Raw genomic sequence first — 19,097 nt, 5'->3', positions numbered from 1 at the left:
TTTCAGTGTTTTTTATTGTTCTAATTTTATTGGTTTTTGTTTATTTCTCGCAATTGCTGAATATCCAATAAATCCTTAGGTCTGTTTGCTTTAATTTTGCTTATTATTAAATCCTCTAATGAAAGTACATTCCATTTTAAAAAAAGATTGTCATTGACTTGTACTTCTTCACTACTTTCAAATGCTTCTTCAAAAGTTTTATTTACAGAAAATTTTGTAATTAATTCTAAATCCAAGTCTATAGGAGAGAATTTAACGGAAATATTTTGTTCCTGTTTTTTTACATTTTCGGGGAAATCATCAATTTCATATCCCATTTCATTAAAAACGGCTACTAATTTTTTAAAGTTTTCATCCGTGGTCTCTATCCAGAAATCCACATCCGCGGAATGACGCTGGTACCCATGAAAATTTACCGCTCCTCCGCCAACCATCAACATTCTTACATTATGTTTATTGGCAGTAAAAATGAATTGATTGATATTTTCTTCCCATTTTTGAAACATATCAGCTAGCTTTTATTTGAATAATAAAATTCGGATTAATGTCGTTTTTATGCTTCATTGGAAATTGATTTACTTTTTCCATCAAACGCAAAAATTGATAAAAACGTTCTGTTTTGGACAATTTCAAAAAATCCTCCAATTGTTTTCTGTTGCTTTCTTCTTTGGTTTGAAAATGGAGTTTCATGGCTATTTATAATCTGCAACCAGTTCTAATTCTGTTCTAAATGCCAACATTTTGTCACCAAATAATTTCGTTCCTTCTTCTCGAAAAGAGGGTGCGTCTTCTTGGTAATATTTCTCCAAAGTTTCTTTGCTGTCAGTAGTATATTGAACGGAATAGGTTACTCCGCCCATTTCTTCTTCAATTAAAACACGAACCATTCTAGCAGCAGTGAATTTTCCTGTTGCCAAAATTTCAGGAATGTGTTTGTGTTGCATCCAGATCATCCATTGATCGTGCACACTTTCATGTATGTTTGTTGTAACGTTGTATAATATCATTTTTTTTGTTTAACTGGTTAGTTGTTTAACTAGTTAATCGAATGGACAATTAAACAGTTAAACTTTTTTACAAATTGGTATCGCCACGCAATTGCCTGAATTTTTTCCTAGCTTCTACAAAATAAATACTGTCTTCGTGACTGAATATTATTTTTTCGTACAGGGGCTTAGCTTTTTCAGGAAGTTGCTGCTTATTGTAAATTTCTGCCGAATAATATAAAGCTTCATCTATGTAAATGCCATCGTTGTGTTTTTCAATAATTGTCTGATACTGGCTTAAAGCTAAAGCAAAATCACCTCTCTTTTCATAAATTTTACCCAATCGCAATAAAGTCACCGCCTCTATTTCCTGCCCAGTATAATTTTTAAGAATCGTTTGATATTGCCGTATTGCTTCCTCATTTCTATTTTGATAGAGCAAATAATCGCCTTTGGCAAACTCTTTCAAAGCTGTCTGTGTCGAATCTGCAGCTGTATTGTCATTAATCAATAAAAAATATGCTAGGGCATCATTGGCAATCAACTGCGTATTTGCCGATTTTAATTCCTTAAATTGTTTGAGTGCCCATGCAAAATCCGTTTTAAAATAACTCGTTTTTGCTGCTTTCAAGCTGGCTTCATGCGCAACTACATCGTTCTTTAAATCCAATTCAATCTGTGAATAATAAATCAGCGCTTGGTTGAATTTTTCTTCATAAAGCAAAATATCTGCTAGTTCCATTTTGGCATTGGCCACTTGGTATTCGTTCAATTGCAATTCTAACGCTCTTTTGACTATAGCTTTTCCTTCTTCTGGTTTCTTTAAGCTAAAAGTCATGAAATGCGCCTGTATCAGCTGCAAAGATAAAGTAAAAGGTGTTGTTTCAAATTGTTTTAACATCCCGTCTAATTCTGTGCTGATGGCTGCAAAATCTTTTTCTATTGCTTTTTCAATTTTCATAGTAACCAAATACGAATTGGCCTGAATAAGCAGTTCTAAATCTTGCGTGTTTTGCAAGACAAAGCCCAGAATTTCCTTTGCAGCTTCCTCATTTCCGTCTTCGATAGCCAGTTGTCCCAAATTTACGATATTGGTCAACGATTCTGGATTGCGTTTGTAAATGGCTTTTTCTTGAATAAAGGCTTTATCAAATTCTTTCTGTTGTACATAAAACCAACTTAAATACCGATTCCAAAATACATCTTGATTTTTTTGTGTTTTTAAAATTAATGCTTTCCGCAAGAGTTCATTGAAATTTGCATCCCCTTCATCAACCATAAACCGAACGAGTTGGTTTTGGATTCTGATGGAGTTTTGAGGATTGGTATAGGCATCCTCCAAAAAGGTGGCAATCATCATTTCCATATTAGCCATCTGGCCGTATAGTAAACCAATTTGGTAATTAAAATTAAAATCCTCGTCAGATCCTGAGGCAAGTTGATAGGATTTTAATGCGTATTCCAAAAGTACTTTTCGTTCAAAAGCATTTGCTATTCCATACACTTCTTTTGGATTTTTCTTGATGCGTTCTAAAGCTTGATCGAAATAAGTATTGGCTTTAGCATCTTTTTTTTGCAATAGATTGTTATAACCCAATTCCACTAATATATTCCCTTGTTGGTATTGAGCAAATCGCTGTTGAAGAGCTTTTTCGACACTTTCATACTGCTTTAATTGCTGGGAACAATCAATTATTCTTAGAAAATACTGTGAGTTCTGAGGGATTTCTTTCAGCAGTTCTTCATAGCTGATTTTTGCTTTTTCAAAATCACCTTTGTCGTAATAATACTGCGCTAATTGTTCGTTTTGCGAAAAACAAACCAATGAAAAAAACAGTGTGATATGTAGAAAGAGTTTTTTCATTATTAATTGCAGTTTGCCTTGTCAAACATCTATTTTTTTTAAACATCTAAGTCATATAAGACTTGCATCGCTTTCCATTTTAAACTTTGCAAAAACTGATATGACTTATATGTTAAATTTTTTAGTTTATAATATCAAACCCACAATACGGGCGCAATACCTCTGGAATTACAATCCCTTCTGGAGTTTGGTAGTTTTCTAAAATTCCTGCCAAAACCCTTGGCAAAGCCAATGCACTTCCGTTAAGAGTGTGTGCCAATTGATTTTTTCCGTCTTTGTCTTTGAAACGCAATTTCAAACGATTCGCTTGAAAAGTCTCAAAATTAGAAACCGAACTAATTTCTAACCAACGATCTTGTGCGGTAGAAAATACTTCGAAATCATAAGTCAATGCTGATGTAAATCCCATATCACCACCACAAAGACGCAATATTCTATAGGGTAATTTCAATTCCTGTAATATGTTTTTAACATGCTCGACCATTCCGTCCAACGCTTCATACGATTTATCTGGATGTTCTACACGTACAATTTCGACTTTGTCAAATTGATGCAAACGGTTTAATCCACGTACATGCGCACCATAAGAACCTGCTTCACGACGGAAACATGGCGTGTAAGCCGTAGTCAAAACGGGTAGTTCGCTTTCGTTTAAAATTACATCACGAAACAAATTTGTTACTGGAACCTCAGCCGTTGGAATCAAGTACAAATCATCCGTTTTGTCATGGTACATTTGACCTTCTTTATCCGGCAATTGTCCCGTTCCATAAGCCGACGCTTCGTTTACCATGTGCGGAACTTGAACTTCATTATAGCCTGCAGCCGTATTTTTGTCCAAGAAATAATTGATCAAGGCACGTTGTAATCGTGCTCCTTTTCCTTTATATACTGGAAAACCTGCTCCTGTGATTTTTACACCCAATTCAAAATCGATGATGTCGTATTTTTTTACCAATTCCCAATGTGGTTGCGCGCCTTCATGCAAAACTGGAATTTCGCCTTCTTCAAAAACATTTAGGTTTTCCTCTGGAGTTTTTCCAACAGGAACAACATCAGCCGGAAGATTAGGCAACGTATATAATTTCTCTAACAATTCAGCAGCAAGTGCATCAGCAGTTTCTGCTAAAGCCTTGCTTTTCTCTTTGTTTAAAACGGTTTTTTCTTTTAGAATAGCGGCTTTCGATTTCTCACCTGCTTTCATCAATTCACCAATGTCTTTGGATAATTTATTAGATTCAGCAAGGATATTGTCTAGCTCTACCTGCGTAGCACGACGTTTTTCATCTAGTTGAATCACCTCTTGGACAACACTTGTAGCATCGATGTTTCTCTTTGCTAAAGCGGTGATTACTTTTTCCTGATTCTCTCTAATAAATGCAATTTGTAACATAGCTTGATTTTTTTAACGCTAACTTTTATAATTATGGAAGCAAATTTAAGGAAATGTTTGATAGTATGAGATAAAAGTTTTATCAAAAAGCGAATTAAAAAGGGGAATTGCAACGCTTTTTTTATACATCTATAGATTTGAATAAAATAAATAATCGAGAATGTTTATTGGGTAATTTTCTAATTACCTGTTTATGAATTTTTACGGTAGTTTGAACAATAAATTATTTAAGTACATCATTTATAATACGTTGAACGTATTGTAAAAAAACATATTTTTGAATACCTATTTTTACTTCATAGAAAACAATAAAGTAGTAGGGAGTCGATTGTACAAATAAAATTTGAAATCGTTATGAGTAATACTATCAACCGTAGAAATTTATTCAATTTAATATTTAGTAAATTAAAAATAAATCAGGACCCTAAAGATCCGTTATTTGAAAAATATTCCCGAAAAATATTTACAGGCAGAAGATATCAAAGCGTTAAAAGCGCTGCAAAATCTGGTTTTACTGATAGAGTAGTTCCTGTTATCAGTGGATTAAATCCCTACAGCGGTAGTTGGGGCAAGCAAGAGGTACTGCATTTACTAAAACGTACTGGTTACGGTTTTAAAAAAAATGATGTAGATGCATTACTAGCTTTAAATATGACAAATGCGGTCAATGCTGTGTTGAACATCAGTACTACTGCGCCTTCGCCTCCCGTAAATTCATACAATAATTATTCGCCAGATGAGAGCAACTTGCCCTACGGTGCTGACTGGACAAATGACCCATTACCTGCAGGAACCAATACCACTAACTCGAGAAGAATAGATTCATTATCACAGTGGAATTTTGGTTTAGCTTGTGATCAAAATGTGACTATTAAGGAAAAAATGACTTGGTTTTGGTATCATTTTATTCCAGTAGATTTCGACACCGTGCGTAGTGCACCATTTTCATATGCGGGCAGTAATTCAAGTCGCATATTGTACTCCTACATGAAAATGTTTCGTGATAATCCGCTTGGAAATTACAAAACACTGATTAGAAAAATGGCTACACAGCCCGCTATGATGTACTATTTAAACAATCAAGCCAATACAAAAACATCTCCAGATGAGAATTTTGCACGAGAGCTTATGGAGCTTTTTACTTTAGGAAAAGACCCATTAAGCCAGTATACTGAAGTTGATGTGATACAAGCAGCAAAAGTTTTAACAGGATGGAGAGTGGTAAACTTAAATACTGCAACACCCAGTACTAATTTTGATATCAATTTTCATGATACGAGCAATAAGCAGTTTTCCTCGTTTTTTAATAATACCGTCATTAACAGTGCTGGTGCTTCAGAGTTAGATGCTTTTATTGATATGATTTTCACAAAATCACAAGTAGTTTCAGAATATATTTGCCGCCGATTATACCGCTATTTTATCTATTATGATATTGATTCCACAATTGAGTCCAACATCATTATACCCTTAGCACGAACATTTGTGGCTAACAATTGGGAAATCGAACCGGTACTAAACCAACTTTTCAAAAGCCAACATTTTTATGATATGGCCAATAGAGGTGTTTATATCAAATCCCCTTTTGATCTGGTCATTGGTAGTTTGCGTACTTTTAACTTGAACCATACGGTGACCGATGCTACTAACTTTGAAGCACAATATAGAGTTTGGAATTACTTTAACAACAATGTTTTAACCGGCTTAGAACAAACTATGGGGAATATTCCAAATGTTTCCGGTTGGGTTGCTTTTTATCAAAATCCATCTTTTCATGAATATTGGATCAATTCCAGTACCACACAAAAAAGATTCGATTTCTTAAATAGACTTTTTAACGGTTACAATCTTACTTACAACTCGCTCACAACTCGCATTGAAGTAGATCTAATAGGTTTTATTCAACAATTTGATCCCGCTATTTGCTCTGACCCCGATTTACTTGTCTCGGAATGCATAAAATTTTTATTACCAATTGATATTAGTAGTACTCAAAAGGAACAAATAAAAATACAATCATTGCTTTCTAATCAAACAACGAATAATTACTGGACTTCAGCTTGGTCACTTTATCTCAGTGATACTTCAAACACTACCAACAAAAATAGTGTAAAAACAAGATTGAAATCTTTGCTAGTTACACTTACTCAACTTGCTGAATACCAATTAATGTAACCTTTTGAAGTTATGAAAAGAAGAAGTTTTATAAAAACAAGTGCGTTAGCATCGATCCCTTTAGCTTTGAATGGAATTCCAGTAATGGCATCAGCTTCAATTGAAAGTAATGCATTAGATGTTTTGGCAAACGCAGCGGTAAATTGCGGAAAAATTTTGGTTATCATTCAAATGAATGGGGGCAACGATGGGTTAAATACCGTTTTCCCTTTAGATAAATGGACAAATTTAAATAACGCACGTTCAAATATATTGATGAACCAAAGTTCTGTTCTGCCATTGGCTAATAATGCCACTACTGGCCTACATCCTGCAATGTCTGAAATGAAAAATTTGCATGATAATGGCAAATTAATGATTGTTCAAGGGGTGTCCTATCCCAATCCGAGTTTCAGTCATTTTAGAGCAACTGATATTTGGTTTACAGCTTCTAATAGCAATCAAACTCTTGATAGTGGCTGGTTAGGACGATCGCTAGACACCATATATCCTAATTTCCCTATTGGTTATCCTAATAGCGCCATGCCGGATCCATTGGCTATTCAAATAGGTTCTACTTTGCCTTTTTCGTTGCAAGGACCTACTATCAATATGGGATATAATGCTCCAGATCCAAATGCACTTTTGAACGTTATTAATCAAATTACAGATCCCGCACCTAATTCTGATTACGGTACGGAGCTGACTTTTTTACGTTTAATGAAAGACCAAAGCAATGTATATCGCACTGCAATACAAGCTGCTTTTAATACTGCTCAGTCACAAACCGAAACATATCCCAGCGCTAATAAATTAGGAGATCAATTAAAAATTGTTGCCAAATTAATTAACGGCGGCCTACAAACTCCTATTTACATTGTCAATCACCCTAATACATCAGATTTACACAGTGGTCAAGTAGATGCTGCAGATAAGACCAAAGGTGCTCATGCCACAAATCTCAGTATTTTATCGCAGGCAATACAAGCCTTTCAACAAGATTTAGAGCTTATGGGGAAATCAAATTTAGTAACAGGAATGACGTTTAGTGAGTTTGGTCGAAGAATTAAAAGCAACGGTAGCCTTGGTACCGATCATGGAGCTGGAGCACCTGTAATTTTCTTTGGAGCCGCATTGAATACTGGATCTAGTGCTATAAACGCTCAAAATCCCGTTTCAGGTATGATAGGCAGTTCACCAAACATACCGTTAAACGCAAGCGTATCAGACCAGATTGCAATGCAATTTGACTTTAGACAAATTTATTCTTCGATTATGCAAGATTGGTTGTGTATGAGTGAAGCACAAACTGCGGAAGTTTTGGGTGGCACTTTTACAAAATTAGCCCTGTTCAAAACTGCAACTTTAGATACTGTTTCATATGAAAATGAACACTTTTTTGTTGTTTATCCAAATCCAATTACAAACAATACTATCAATATTAATTTTAAAGATAGTTTAAGTGATAACGTAAATGTGCAGTTGTTTACGATTCAAGGAACAAAAGTCTTCCAAAAATCGTTCAAAGTGTATGGAAATACCTTAACATTTTCGCCAGATAATACCTTGGCATCTGGAATCTACATATTAGAAATAGAATACAACAACTATAAATTCCACACCAAAGCGATTGTGTCTTGATAAATTAAGAATGGCAAATTTTAAGGTACTTTCTAGATAAAAACACAAGGGACGACACAAGGATTCTCTGCGTTATACTTTAACGCACTCTGCGTTTATTAGTGCTTTTTCTATGTAAAATAACTACTCCCTTTTAATCTCATGTCCTATAAACTCCTCTAAAACTTCAAACATTTCATCTACAGTGAGCACTTCTAAATCGGGATGGGTTTTTAAGAAATTAGCGTTCAAAGCAACTACATTTTCTTCTATTTCAAAAAAAGTGTCGGTATTGAGCAAATCTCTAATTGGGTTTACGCCTTCCAGTTTTCCTTTTAAGAACTTATTTAGTTTTACACTGCTCATTAATTTTACTTTTTTGGATTGCTGTTGAAACAATTCCAAATGCTTTTCGGCACCAATCAAAGCCAAACCTTCTTCTATCAACTCGTTTAATTCTTTATTCCAACCCGAATTGTAGACAAATTGCGCAAAATTACCTTCAGTGTATTGGGAAGTGTAATAATCTAAATAATAACTCATCAGCGCGTCTTCATGAATTAGATCATCATCTATTTTTTCCTCTCGCATCAGGTTAATTACTGAAATATTAGAGTGGATGACATCTTGCGGGTTTTCGCTGTTTGAGGCGGTTTCTGAGATAATTATTCTACCGAATTCCATAGATTTTGTGTTAGAATGTTTGGTACAAATTTCGGGTAAAATACTGAGGAATCGAAATGTTTTTTTTTAGCCACAGATTACAATGATTAACACAGATTTAAATACGCTACAGATTAAATCTCATCAGATTTGTCACTACTCTTTTTCTGATTCATTTTTGTAACCAATGCCTTCAAGCGTAATGCTTTTGCTGCTTTTCCTTCTTGAAGTTTAGTCTTTTTCCGATTAAGCAATTTGGCGTGTAACGCCTTGTTTTTGGTGTTTTTTTCGGGTCCTTTTGCCATAAATCATACTCCTCTTAATTACTTTTACAAAGATAAAAAAGCATCTCTATTTCTGGATGTGTTATCTATAAAAACAGAAACTATCTTTTAAAAAAATAAGTTATCTTAGCAATATGAAAATGAAAGAGTCTATACAAATAAAGTTAGCGGAATTTTTGACATTATGCAAAAGCCATAATGTTAAAAATATTTATGTTTTTGGTTCTGCTGTGACTGAAAATTTCAACGATGAATCCAGTGATATTGATTTATTAATCGAAATTGATACTACAGACCCTATCGAACGTGGGGAAAATTTGATGGATATTTGGGACAAACTAGAAGAATTTTTTCAAAGAAAAGTTGATTTATTGACCATTTCATCCATTAAAAATCCAATTCTTAGAAAAAATATAGACGCTACAAAAATTTTACTTTATGACGGAAAAGAGCAAAAAGTATCTTTATGATGTCTTAATGGCGATAACATTAATTCGCGAATTTACTTTTGAGATTACCGATTTCAATATGTATGACAAAGACAGAAAAACTCAAAGTGCCGTTGAAAGGCAGCTGGTAATTATTGGGGAAGCATTAAATAAATTAAGACAGACTGAAAATATTTTTATAATTGAAAATGGCAATCAAATTATTGGTTTCCGTAATCGTTTGGTTCACGCTTATGACAGCATTGACAATTCAATAGTTTGGGCAATTCTTAATCGTCACTTAGAAAAATTAAAATTAGAGATTGAGAATTTAGAAAACTACAAGTAGCATCCACTTGATCCATTTAAAGCAAAATGTAGACAGCTCTTGTTCCAGACAAAAAATAGCCACAAATTAGAATGATTAACAGAGATTTAAATACGCTACAGATTAAATCTCATCAGATTTGTCACTATATTTTTTCTTATTCATTTTTGTAACCAATGCCTTCAAGCGTAATGCTTTTGCTGCTTTTCCTTCTTGAAGTTTAGTCTTTTTCCGATTGAGCAATTTGGTATGTAACGCCTTATTTTTGGTGTTTTTTTCGGGTCCTTTGGGCATGGTTTACAGTCTTCTTTAATTACGGTTACAAATGTAGATAATCATTTTACATTATCCCAAAAAACGTCTTTCACGAACAAATCCTTAGCCCCGATAGCAGTGAAAATCCTTATTGTTTTTTCTTTAAAAACAATAAGATTGTAACGTATAGCGGGAAATAGCTCCAGATTGCCATGTTCCTAGCAATGACAAATAATAATTACTTATTTTTGCAGTACGTTTTGAATTAATTTCAGAATCTAAAAATAATTTTATGATGCAGAATCCAAAAAGATATACGATTACAGCGGCATTGCCGTATACGAACGGACCGATTCACATTGGTCATTTGGCGGGTGTTTACGTGCCTTCGGACATTTATTCCAGATATTTAAGATTGCAAGGAAGAGACGTTTTGTTTGTTTGCGGAAGCGACGAACACGGCGTGGCGATCTCTATGAAAGCCAAAAAAGAAGGCATTACGCCACAGGAAGTAATCGATAAATATGATGGTATTATCCGCAAATCATTCTCTGATTTTGGAATTTCGTTTGATAATTACTCCAGAACTTCGGCTAAAATTCATCATGATACGGCTTCGGAATTTTTCAGAAAACTGTACGAACAAGGGGATTTTATCGAAGAAGTAACTGAGCAATTGTATGATGCAAAAGCAGATCAGTTTTTAGCAGATCGTTTCGTAATGGGAACTTGTCCAAAATGTGGCAACGAGGAAGCGTACGGTGACCAATGCGAAAAATGTGGTTCTACGCTGAATGCTACCGATTTGATTAATCCAAAATCGACTATAACAGGAGAAACTCCAATCATGAAAGCGACGAAACACTGGTTTTTGCCTTTGGATCGTTATGAAGATTTCTTGAAAGAATGGATTCTTGTAGGACATAAAAATGACTGGAAACCAAATGTATACGGACAAGTAAAATCATGGATTGACGGCGGATTAGAGCCTCGTGCGGTAACCCGTGACTTAGATTGGGGAATTGATGTTCCCGTTGAAGGTGCCGAAGGAAAAAAATTATACGTGTGGTTTGATGCACCGATTGGCTATATTTCGGCTACCAAAGAATGGGCTTTGCGCGAAGGAAAAGATTGGGAACCATACTGGAAAGATCAAGAAACAAAACTGGTACATTTCATTGGGAAGGACAATATTGTTTTTCATTGCGTGATTTTTCCAGCGATGTTGAAAGCCGAAGGAAGTTATATTTTGCCTGATAATGTTCCTGCCAATGAGTTTTTGAACTTAGAAGGAAATAAATTGTCTACGTCTAAAAACTGGGCAGTTTGGTTGCACGAATATTTAGAAGAATTTCCGAATCAGCAAGATGTTTTGCGTTATGCATTGACATCGAATGCACCGGAAACTAAGGATAATGATTTTACCTGGAAGGATTTTCAGGCGAGAAATAATAATGAATTAGTTGCGATTTATGGTAATTTCATTAATCGTGTCGTGGTTTTGACTAATAAATATTACAACGGAATTGTGCCTCATTCGAATGAATTTTCAGCTGTCGATGAAGCAACTTTAACCGAATTGAAAGCCTATCCAGCTGTGATTTCAAGTTCACTGGAGCGTTTCAGATTTCGTGAAGCGTTGAGCGAATTAATGAATGTGGCTCGTTTAGGAAATAAATATTTGGCTGACGAAGAGCCTTGGAAAGTGATAAAAGACAATCCGGAACGCGTGCAAACACAAATGTATGTAGCATTACAAATTGCGGCTGCGTTGAGCTCCCTTTGCGAACCTTTCTTACCTTTTACCGCTAAAAAATTATCAAGAATTTTAAAAATAGAAAGTCCGTTGAACTGGAATACTATTGCTCAAAATTCTGATTTGATTCCGGCTGGTCACCAAATTGGGGAAGCTGAATTGTTGTTTGCTAAAATTGAAGACGAAGAAATTCAAAAACAAATAGACAAACTAGAAGCAACTAAAACGGCTAATAAGGAAGAGATTGCTTCGTCCCTCGCAATGCCACAGAAAGAAGCCATTCAATTTGAGGATTTTGCCAAAATGGATATTCGTACAGGAACAATCTTGGAAGCCGAAAAAATGCCTAAAGCAAACAAGCTTTTAATTTTGAAAGTAGACACCGGAATTGATGTTCGCACCATCGTTTCAGGAATTGCAGAGAGTTTTAAACCTGAAGATATTATTGGTAAAAAAGTTACTGTCTTAGTGAATTTGGCTCCAAGAAATCTTCGCGGCGTAGAAAGTCATGGAATGATTTTGATGACAATGAATGCCGAAGGAAAACTAGTTTTTGTAAATCCGGATACGGATGGAGTTGCCAATGGAGAGACGATCAATTAAAGAATTTTTACAAATAGTATAAAATTGCGTGTATTAATTAAGATCTTAATTAATACACGCAATTTGCTTTAAAAAAGCATTTTTTAACTAATAATATTTAAAAAAAATAAGATATTAGCTAAAAATTAACCCCATCAAAAAATGATAAAAAAAACACTTCTTGCGTCATTAATTTTAAGTAGTTTACTTTCTTTTTCACAAGAAATAGTTTCGTCTATTTCTCTTGAATTAAAAAAGAGCGATAATGTTTTTCAGACCATAAATAAGGACAAAAAGGAAATAACTTTATTTATCAGTGATAAAGTGAAAGTGAAAGCCATACAACTTGATGACAAAATGAAAATTGTTGATAGTATTTCATCAGAAAGACCAAATGCTAAAATTTATCCGAGAATGATTGGCTATACCTATAACAATAACAATACAAGACTTTTTTGGTCATCAAATGATTATAAGGAAATTTTCACTGAACTTTATGATTTTAATGCCAGAAAAACACTAACTAAGCAGCATTCTTTAGCTTTAAAAGAAGAAAAATTTATACAAAAATTTAATGATCAAGATTTTTTTTATATTCTTACAGTTGCCAAAAAAAATAGCGATCTTAAACTTTATATTTTTGACAAAGAAGGAGATTATACTGTAAAAAAAATCAATTTGAGCAGCACTACTTTTTATAAAACAGATTCTACACCGTCAAACTTGTATGATGCCTTAGCGGAAAGTTTACTCCCTTTAGAATTATCTTTTTCTGTACAAAATATTAATACCGACAACCCCACATCTCTAACAGATAGTGCTAAAAAAAGAAAATGCTATTTCAAAAACCATCAGATCATCATTACTCTCGATACTAATGTTGAATTCACACATGTGATTAAAGTTGATTTGCAAGATTTTACAGCTACTGAAAAAAAAATAAAAACTACTGAAATAGACAAAGACCGAATGTATGTGAACTCTAATTCTTTTTATTTCGAAAATAAGTTATACCAATTAAAAAGTTCATCAGATTTATTTTATCTCACAATAAAAGATTTAGACGGAAATATAATAAAAGAACATGCGGCAAAAGCGTCCGAATCAATTGATTTTAAAAATTCAGAAATCCAATTAGAAGGCGGAGACTTTGGAGGAAATAGAACCTTAAAAAATTCATCACAATTTATTCGAAAAGTCAACAATTTATACCCAGGTATTAGTTGCTATACAATTGATCAAAATACTTTAATTACTTATGGAGGCGTCTCAGAAGCTCAGCAATCAGGTAGTCAGTTTGCTATGAGTCAATTTGGTTTGATCGGAGCATTAGTTTCAATTGCTATTTACAATCCAGCGGTAGAAAGTTTTAATTCTTATTCCAATAGAAAAGTGGTTAAAACCGAAGGAATATTTGACCAGGACGGTAATCATGTGAAAGGAGATTTACAACCGCTAGCTTTCGATCAAATTCGTGCTTTTTTTGAAAAAAATTCGGACGTTTCATCACAAACCTTATTTAAAAGTGATGCGTATTATTTAGGCTATTACTACAATAAAACAAAAGAATATTCTTTTAGAAAGTTCACTGATTAATAATTCAAAAATCACAGCATTTTCTATATTACCAAACCGTTTATAAATCCCAAAAAAATGTTTAAAAAAATTTCAACATTAGTCTTTTTCTTAATGAGTAGTGTCGCTTTTTCGCAGGAGATTGTTAATTCGTTACCGATTGAATTGAACAAAACAAGTCAGATATTTCAGACTGTTGATGAAACTAAAAACGAATTGACCTTGTTTGTGGCAGACAAATTTAAAACTACAGCAATTAAGTTGGACAGTAAAATGAATATTGTTGATTCCTTATCAACTGAAAAGCTTGACAAAGCACAGAATAAAATAATCGGAAACATAACCCAAGCAAACAAAACAACCTTATTTTTGGCATCCACCAATCCCAAAAAAATTGTTTCACAATCATTCAACTTTAATGACCGGACGTTGGTCAAAAAAACTTTTGATTTGGATATAAAAAACGAAGTTTATCTTGAAAAATTCTCCGTGAATAATTCATTTATAATTTTGTATTTGGAAAAGAACACTAATGATTTTAGATTGTATGTGTTTGATTCTGCTGGTAATCAAGAAGTGAAAAACATTAGCACTAATGAATTGAAATTCTACCATAGGTCTAATTTATATGATACTTTTGCTGATGATTTTCTTCCTTTTGAACCCGCATTTTCCTTGCAAAAAATCAATCCAGAGAGCCCCACTTCGCTTACTGACGCTGCAAAAAAAAGAAAATGTTATTATGACAAAAATAAAATCCTAATAACAATTGACACAAATCCTAACTTTACACAAATTATAACTATTGATTTGGAGACATATACCTTGGCAGGGAAAATAATCAAAAACACCCCGTATAAATCATTCAATACAACTGAATTAAATTCCAATTCGTTTTTAATGGAAAATCATTTATATCAGATAAAAACATCTTCAACTAAATCCATTTTAACAATCAAAGATTTAGAAGATAATTTGATAAAAGAATATGAAATGACAGCCAATAAAAATATTGATTTCAAAAACTCAGCTATAATCCAACAAAACAAAAGCGATAAAAGTAAGAAAACGATAGAAGAAACAGGACCGTTCATCCGAAAAATCAACAACCTAAATCTTGGAATATCTTTATACAAAATAAATGATACGTACTTTACAACTTTAGGAAGCGTATCTGAAATAAGAGATAGCGGGCCTGCTGTAAGTGGAATTTTTGGTGTTGTTGGCGTATTAATGTATTATGCCTTAAGTAATCCTACACTAGAAAATTTTAATGCTTACACCAATAGGAAAGTCGTTTACTTCAATAGTATATTAGACAAAAACGGGGACCATGTAAAAGAAGAATTAAAACCACTTGCCTTTGACAAAATCCAGTCTTTTATTATGGATAAAAAAGTTAACAGTCCTCAAACAATTTTTAAAATAAATGAATCTTACTATTTAGGATATTATGAAAACAACCAAAAAAAGTTTAATATTTTAAAATTCACAGACTAAAAAAACTTAATATGAAACTTAAAGTAATTGCTTTCGATGCCGATGATACCTTATGGATCAACGAAACGTATTTTGATGAAACCGAGCAAAAATTCTGTGGTTTGATGGAAGACTATTTGTCCCACCAAGGCATTTCTAAAGAGTTATTTAAAGTCGAAATTGACAATTTAAAATTATACGGCTACGGAATCAAAGGCTATATTCTTTCTATGATAGAAGCGGCGATGACTATCTCGAACAATACTATTCCGATTGAAATCATCGAAAAAATTATCCAATACGGAAAGGAACTACTCGAAAAGCCAATTATTTTATTGGATGGTGTCGAAGAAACTTTGGAAGCTTTATACGGAAAATACAAATTAGTGGTTGCCACTAAAGGCGATTTACTAGACCAACGCCGAAAATTACACAATTCGGGTTTGGGTCATTATTTTCACCATATCGAGGTGATGTCAGACAAACAAGAAGTTGATTATTCTGATTTAATTAAACGTCTCGAAATACAACCTGAAGAATTTTTCATGATTGGAAATTCTCTAAAATCAGATGTTTTACCCGTTTTAGCCATTGGCGGACATGCTGTTCATATTCCTTTTCACACGACCTGGGCGCACGAAAAAATTGATCACAAAGTAGAACATGAAAACTTCAGTGCTTTCGAAAAAATAACCGAAGTACTAAAAAAGCTGGAACACTAAAATAGCAACGAAACACAACTCATAAAACGGGTTGATTCCGCGGTGGTCCTATGCATAAACATGTCATACAAAAGCATTTTTTACTATAATTATTCCCTATTTATTTTTAAAAATTAAAATACGACCGTTATTGAAGCTCATTCAGCTTGGTTTTTTAACATTATTTATATGATACTTTTAAAAAAGTACATTGTCAAGGAACGAATTTTCACTTATTTACAAGATTATTAGGAATGTTTGTATAATTAACTGATGCGCCACTTTAATCAAAAATAGTGATGTAGATTTGCTTCGAATTTAAATAAAGAAATAATGAAAAAAATCATACTTACGTTTGTTTTTGCATCTGCATTAACAACAATGAGTGCCCAAACTGGGACTACACAAACTAAAGAGGTTGCTGTAGAAAATAATTACAACAAATGGTCTGTTGAATTAGCTGGAGGTTTAAACAAACCGATGAGACCTATGACTGCTGGATATAGAACTGCTGTTACTAGTGCTTATGTAGCTGATTTAGGTGTACGTTATATGTTCAATAACAAATTTGGTTTGAAAGCTGATTTTGGATATAACAGTTTTAAAGAAGGTGAAAATTCAATAGGATTTGATTCTAAGTACTACAGAGCTGATTTACAAGCAGTTGCTAACTTAGGAAGAATCATGAGCTTTGAAACTTGGACAAACACTCTTGGTTTATTAGGTCATGCTGGTTTTGGATTAGGTTTTGGTGAATCTGATAACTTTTCAGGAACTGATAGAATGGGTAATTTTATTGCTGGTGTTACTGGTCAAATCAAATTATCTAATAGAATTGCATTGACTGGAGATTTTACAACAATTCTTAATGCAAAACAAAACCGTACTTTTGATGGTGCAAGTACAATAGGATCTCCTGGTTTTGGTGGTGTACTTTTTAATGGTACAGTAGGTTTAACTGTTTACTTAGGAGGTAATGAAAAACATGCTGACTGGGTAATTGATAATTACAGCGAAATAGAAAACTTGAGACAACGTATTGCTGATATTGAAACATCAATGTTGGATACTGACAAAGATGGTGTTGCTGATTACCTAGATCAAGAGCCTAACACTATCGGTGGTGTAATGGTTGATTCAAAAGGTAAATCAATTGACTTGAACAACAATAATGTTCCTGACGAATTAGAAAGCTATTTGCTTAAGACTTACGGACAAAATACTGATAAATCATCTATCGTAAACAATAGTACATTAATCAAAAACTTAATCAACGAAGGATATGTAAGTACTTATTTTGATTACAATAAATCTACTCCAACTAACGTATCTACGGAAGGTATCGATTTTATCTTGACGTATTTAAGAAACAATCCTTCTGCATCAGTTGACATTATTGGTCATGCTGACGAATTAGGAAGATCTGAATATAATGATAAATTGTCTACAGCTAGAGCAAACAGTGTTAAAAACACTTTAATGAAAGCGAACATAGATGCTTCAAGATTGAATGTTGTTGCCGCTGGTGAAGACTCTTCAGTTGAAAAAGATTCAGATGCAGCTAGAAAATTAGTAAGAAGAGTTACTTTCAGAATAAAATAAGCTCCTTATTTCATATTATAAAGCCCTAAAAGAAATTTCTTTTAGGGCTTTTTTTATGTCTTTTTAATTTTAGTCTACTGCAATTTTAATCGCTTAGATTTAATAGAAGTTCTTTTAAATTGAATTTTAGATTTCAAAGATTAGAAGTACTTTTGAAAAAAAATAAAATCATCCCATTTTGAAAACCCTTTTAGACATTGAAAACTGGTCCAGAAAAGAACATTTTCATTTTTTTAGACAATTTGAAGAACCATTTTTTGGCGCTACTGTAGAGATCGATTGCACGCAAGCTTATGCTACTGCAAAATCACTAAACACTTCATTTTTCATCTATTATTTGTACAAAACATTAAAGGCCGTTAATGCTACCGAATCTTTTCGCTATAGAATTTCAGGAGATCAAATATTTGTTTGTAAACAAATTAATGCATCGGCAACAATAAGTCGCGGCGACGGTAGTTTTGGGTTTTCTTTAATCGAATTCAACCCTGATTTTGAAATTTTTACTGCAAATGCCTTAGCAGAAATAGAAAGAATACAAACTACAACCGGATTATTTACCCGAACTTTTGAGGCTGACAATGTGATCCATTTTTCGGCTATTCCCTGGCTCGATTTTACTTCCTTATCACATGCCCGAAGCTATACTTTTCCCGATAGTTGTCCTAAAATCTCTTTTGGAAAAATGAAAATTAATGAAAACGGAAAAAGAACCATGCCCATGTCAGTTCATGTGCATCACGGACTAGTAGATGGCTTGCATTTAGGACAATTTGTCGATTATTTTCAAGAAATAATGAATCAATAAAACACTAGACTCTTTCAGAATAGCATTTTGCTTTACTTATCAACTACTTCTGTTGAAGAACCACAAGCTCAAAAATATTTATGTTTCCAATAGCATTTCATCCTATTTATCAGCATCCGTTGCCCGAGGGACATCGTTTTCCTATGCTGAAATATGAATTGCTCCCCCAGCAATTAGTTCATGAAGGAACTGCCTCAGAAGCTGATTTTTACGAACCTGAAATGTGTGATTTAGCTCCCGTTTTGGCTATTCATACCGCTGAATATGTGAATGATTTACTGCTACTCACATTAGATACAAAAGCAGCTCGAAAAATTGGTTTTCCGCTTTCAAAAGAATTGGTAGAACGAGAATTGATAATTGCGCAAGGAACCATTACAGGAGCACAAAAATCATTTGATAGCAAGGTATCGTTTAATATTGCAGGCGGCACACATCATGCCTTTACAGATCACGGAGAAGCTTTTTGCTTGTTGAATGATCAAGCCATTGCTGCTCAATTTTTATGGATCAATCCCAAAACCTGTGGGGAAGCAAAAATTAAGCATAAATATTAGTTAGTCTAAAAAGGAAGAATTCTATATTTCTAACTCCTCTGAATTGAGATCTAAATGCTTTT

General features: G+C 33.6%; 19 protein-coding genes. 11 read left to right on the top strand and 8 right to left on the bottom strand.

The window, feature by feature from the left end; translation table 11 throughout:
- Positions 1-26 precede the first annotated feature (26 nt).
- The 5 genes from ACNQGO_RS10410 to serS form a co-directional block, all read right to left on the bottom strand.
- Positions 27-506: a nucleotidyl transferase AbiEii/AbiGii toxin family protein gene (locus ACNQGO_RS10410; RefSeq protein WP_417985222.1), complete on the bottom strand. Its 480-nt coding sequence runs from the start codon at positions 504-506 to the stop codon at positions 27-29.
- A 1-nt stretch (position 507) separates the two neighbouring features.
- Complete coding sequence (locus ACNQGO_RS10405) at positions 508-690, bottom strand: hypothetical protein (protein WP_417985221.1); 183 nt, start codon at positions 688-690, stop codon at positions 508-510.
- Positions 691-692: 2 nt separating this feature from the next.
- Positions 693-1,007 carry a DUF4286 family protein gene (locus ACNQGO_RS10400; RefSeq protein WP_417985220.1) on the bottom strand — a complete coding sequence of 105 codons (315 nt, stop codon included), beginning with the start codon at positions 1,005-1,007 and terminating at the stop codon, positions 693-695.
- 67 nt (positions 1,008-1,074) lie between these two features.
- Positions 1,075-2,850: a tetratricopeptide repeat protein gene (locus tag ACNQGO_RS10395; protein WP_417985219.1), complete on the bottom strand. Its 1,776-nt coding sequence runs from the start codon at positions 2,848-2,850 to the stop codon at positions 1,075-1,077.
- A gap of 121 nt (positions 2,851-2,971) precedes the next feature.
- On the bottom strand, positions 2,972-4,243 hold the full coding sequence (gene serS / locus ACNQGO_RS10390) for a serine--tRNA ligase (protein ID WP_417985218.1): 1,272 nt from the start codon (positions 4,241-4,243) through the stop codon (positions 2,972-2,974).
- Positions 4,244-4,597: 354 nt separating this feature from the next.
- Between serS and ACNQGO_RS10385 the strand changes: the two genes are divergently transcribed.
- Together ACNQGO_RS10385 and ACNQGO_RS10380 are read left to right on the top strand one after the other, a co-directional pair.
- Positions 4,598-6,418, top strand: coding sequence for a DUF1800 domain-containing protein (locus ACNQGO_RS10385; protein ID WP_417985217.1), 1,821 nt, complete (start codon positions 4,598-4,600; stop codon positions 6,416-6,418).
- Between the two features lie 12 nt (positions 6,419-6,430).
- Complete coding sequence (locus tag ACNQGO_RS10380; RefSeq protein ID WP_417985216.1) at positions 6,431-8,038, top strand: DUF1501 domain-containing protein; 1,608 nt, start codon at positions 6,431-6,433, stop codon at positions 8,036-8,038.
- A gap of 123 nt (positions 8,039-8,161) precedes the next feature.
- Here ACNQGO_RS10380 and ACNQGO_RS10375 read toward each other — a convergent pair whose 3' ends face one another.
- Together ACNQGO_RS10375 and ACNQGO_RS10370 are read right to left on the bottom strand one after the other, a co-directional pair.
- The gene (locus ACNQGO_RS10375) at positions 8,162-8,701 is read right to left on the bottom strand and encodes a DMP19 family protein (protein WP_417985215.1); all 540 of its coding nucleotides are present in this window, start codon (positions 8,699-8,701) and stop codon (positions 8,162-8,164) included.
- Between the two features lie 113 nt (positions 8,702-8,814).
- On the bottom strand, positions 8,815-8,985 hold the full coding sequence (locus ACNQGO_RS10370; protein ID WP_309759033.1) for a hypothetical protein: 171 nt from the start codon (positions 8,983-8,985) through the stop codon (positions 8,815-8,817).
- A gap of 113 nt (positions 8,986-9,098) precedes the next feature.
- Between ACNQGO_RS10370 and ACNQGO_RS10365 the strand changes: the two genes are divergently transcribed.
- The gene (locus ACNQGO_RS10365; RefSeq protein ID WP_417985214.1) at positions 9,099-9,434 is read left to right on the top strand and encodes a nucleotidyltransferase family protein; all 336 of its coding nucleotides are present in this window, start codon (positions 9,099-9,101) and stop codon (positions 9,432-9,434) included.
- Entirely contained in the window at positions 9,403-9,741 is a 339-nt protein-coding gene (locus tag ACNQGO_RS10360) for a HepT-like ribonuclease domain-containing protein (protein ID WP_417985213.1), read from the top strand. The genes ACNQGO_RS10365 and ACNQGO_RS10360 overlap by 32 nt, the downstream gene beginning before the upstream one ends.
- A 102-nt stretch (positions 9,742-9,843) precedes the next feature.
- Here ACNQGO_RS10360 and ACNQGO_RS10355 read toward each other — a convergent pair whose 3' ends face one another.
- Positions 9,844-10,014, bottom strand: a complete 171-nt coding sequence (locus ACNQGO_RS10355) for a hypothetical protein (protein ID WP_417985212.1) — start codon at positions 10,012-10,014, stop codon at positions 9,844-9,846.
- 253 nt (positions 10,015-10,267) lie between these two features.
- Between ACNQGO_RS10355 and metG the strand changes: the two genes are divergently transcribed.
- The 7 genes from metG (at position 10,268) to ACNQGO_RS10320 (ending at position 19,035) form a co-directional block, all read left to right on the top strand.
- Positions 10,268-12,334, top strand: a complete 2,067-nt coding sequence (gene metG, locus ACNQGO_RS10350) for a methionine--tRNA ligase (RefSeq protein ID WP_417985211.1) — start codon at positions 10,268-10,270, stop codon at positions 12,332-12,334.
- Between the two features lie 141 nt (positions 12,335-12,475).
- Positions 12,476-13,909, top strand: a complete 1,434-nt coding sequence (locus ACNQGO_RS10345; protein WP_417985210.1) for a hypothetical protein — start codon at positions 12,476-12,478, stop codon at positions 13,907-13,909.
- Between the two features lie 57 nt (positions 13,910-13,966).
- Positions 13,967-15,388: a hypothetical protein gene (locus ACNQGO_RS10340; RefSeq protein WP_417947674.1), complete on the top strand. Its 1,422-nt coding sequence runs from the start codon at positions 13,967-13,969 to the stop codon at positions 15,386-15,388.
- An 11-nt stretch (positions 15,389-15,399) separates the two neighbouring features.
- The gene (locus ACNQGO_RS10335) at positions 15,400-16,089 is read left to right on the top strand and encodes an HAD family hydrolase (protein WP_417985209.1); all 690 of its coding nucleotides are present in this window, start codon (positions 15,400-15,402) and stop codon (positions 16,087-16,089) included.
- 312 nt (positions 16,090-16,401) lie between these two features.
- Positions 16,402-17,670, top strand: a complete 1,269-nt coding sequence (locus ACNQGO_RS10330) for an OmpA family protein (protein WP_417985208.1) — start codon at positions 16,402-16,404, stop codon at positions 17,668-17,670.
- A gap of 178 nt (positions 17,671-17,848) precedes the next feature.
- Positions 17,849-18,478 carry a CatA-like O-acetyltransferase gene (locus tag ACNQGO_RS10325; RefSeq protein ID WP_417985207.1) on the top strand — a complete coding sequence of 210 codons (630 nt, stop codon included), beginning with the start codon at positions 17,849-17,851 and terminating at the stop codon, positions 18,476-18,478.
- Positions 18,479-18,558: 80 nt separating this feature from the next.
- The gene (locus tag ACNQGO_RS10320) at positions 18,559-19,035 is read left to right on the top strand and encodes an arginase family protein (RefSeq protein ID WP_417948256.1); all 477 of its coding nucleotides are present in this window, start codon (positions 18,559-18,561) and stop codon (positions 19,033-19,035) included.
- Positions 19,036-19,097 lie beyond the last annotated feature (62 nt).

Origin of the sequence: Flavobacterium frigidum (assembly GCF_048286735.1) — a bacterium.
Lineage (GTDB): Bacteria > Bacteroidota > Bacteroidia > Flavobacteriales > Flavobacteriaceae > Flavobacterium.
The sequence above is the reverse complement of the archived record's forward strand: the minus strand, read 5'-3'. Positions and strand labels throughout refer to the sequence as shown.

What these genes read in the sequence shown, in the direction of transcription:
- ACNQGO_RS10410 (WP_417985222.1), bottom strand. Translation starts at nt 506, where the DNA reads ATGTTTCAAAAATGGGAAGAAAATATCAATCAATTCATTTTTACTGCC.
- ACNQGO_RS10405 (WP_417985221.1), bottom strand. Translation starts at nt 690, where the DNA reads ATGAAACTCCATTTTCAAACCAAAGAAGAAAGCAACAGAAAACAATTG.
- ACNQGO_RS10400 (WP_417985220.1), bottom strand. Translation starts at nt 1,007, where the DNA reads ATGATATTATACAACGTTACAACAAACATACATGAAAGTGTGCACGAT.
- ACNQGO_RS10395 (WP_417985219.1), bottom strand. Translation starts at nt 2,850, where the DNA reads ATGAAAAAACTCTTTCTACATATCACACTGTTTTTTTCATTGGTTTGT.
- serS (WP_417985218.1), bottom strand. Translation starts at nt 4,243, where the DNA reads ATGTTACAAATTGCATTTATTAGAGAGAATCAGGAAAAAGTAATCACC.
- ACNQGO_RS10385 (WP_417985217.1), top strand. Translation starts at nt 4,598, where the DNA reads ATGAGTAATACTATCAACCGTAGAAATTTATTCAATTTAATATTTAGT.
- ACNQGO_RS10380 (WP_417985216.1), top strand. Translation starts at nt 6,431, where the DNA reads ATGAAAAGAAGAAGTTTTATAAAAACAAGTGCGTTAGCATCGATCCCT.
- ACNQGO_RS10375 (WP_417985215.1), bottom strand. Translation starts at nt 8,701, where the DNA reads ATGGAATTCGGTAGAATAATTATCTCAGAAACCGCCTCAAACAGCGAA.
- ACNQGO_RS10370 (WP_309759033.1), bottom strand. Translation starts at nt 8,985, where the DNA reads ATGGCAAAAGGACCCGAAAAAAACACCAAAAACAAGGCGTTACACGCC.
- ACNQGO_RS10365 (WP_417985214.1), top strand. Translation starts at nt 9,099, where the DNA reads ATGAAAATGAAAGAGTCTATACAAATAAAGTTAGCGGAATTTTTGACA.
- ACNQGO_RS10360 (WP_417985213.1), top strand. Translation starts at nt 9,403, where the DNA reads ATGACGGAAAAGAGCAAAAAGTATCTTTATGATGTCTTAATGGCGATA.
- ACNQGO_RS10355 (WP_417985212.1), bottom strand. Translation starts at nt 10,014, where the DNA reads ATGCCCAAAGGACCCGAAAAAAACACCAAAAATAAGGCGTTACATACC.
- metG (WP_417985211.1), top strand. Translation starts at nt 10,268, where the DNA reads ATGATGCAGAATCCAAAAAGATATACGATTACAGCGGCATTGCCGTAT.
- ACNQGO_RS10345 (WP_417985210.1), top strand. Translation starts at nt 12,476, where the DNA reads ATGATAAAAAAAACACTTCTTGCGTCATTAATTTTAAGTAGTTTACTT.
- ACNQGO_RS10340 (WP_417947674.1), top strand. Translation starts at nt 13,967, where the DNA reads ATGTTTAAAAAAATTTCAACATTAGTCTTTTTCTTAATGAGTAGTGTC.
- ACNQGO_RS10335 (WP_417985209.1), top strand. Translation starts at nt 15,400, where the DNA reads ATGAAACTTAAAGTAATTGCTTTCGATGCCGATGATACCTTATGGATC.
- ACNQGO_RS10330 (WP_417985208.1), top strand. Translation starts at nt 16,402, where the DNA reads ATGAAAAAAATCATACTTACGTTTGTTTTTGCATCTGCATTAACAACA.
- ACNQGO_RS10320 (WP_417948256.1), top strand. Translation starts at nt 18,559, where the DNA reads ATGTTTCCAATAGCATTTCATCCTATTTATCAGCATCCGTTGCCCGAG.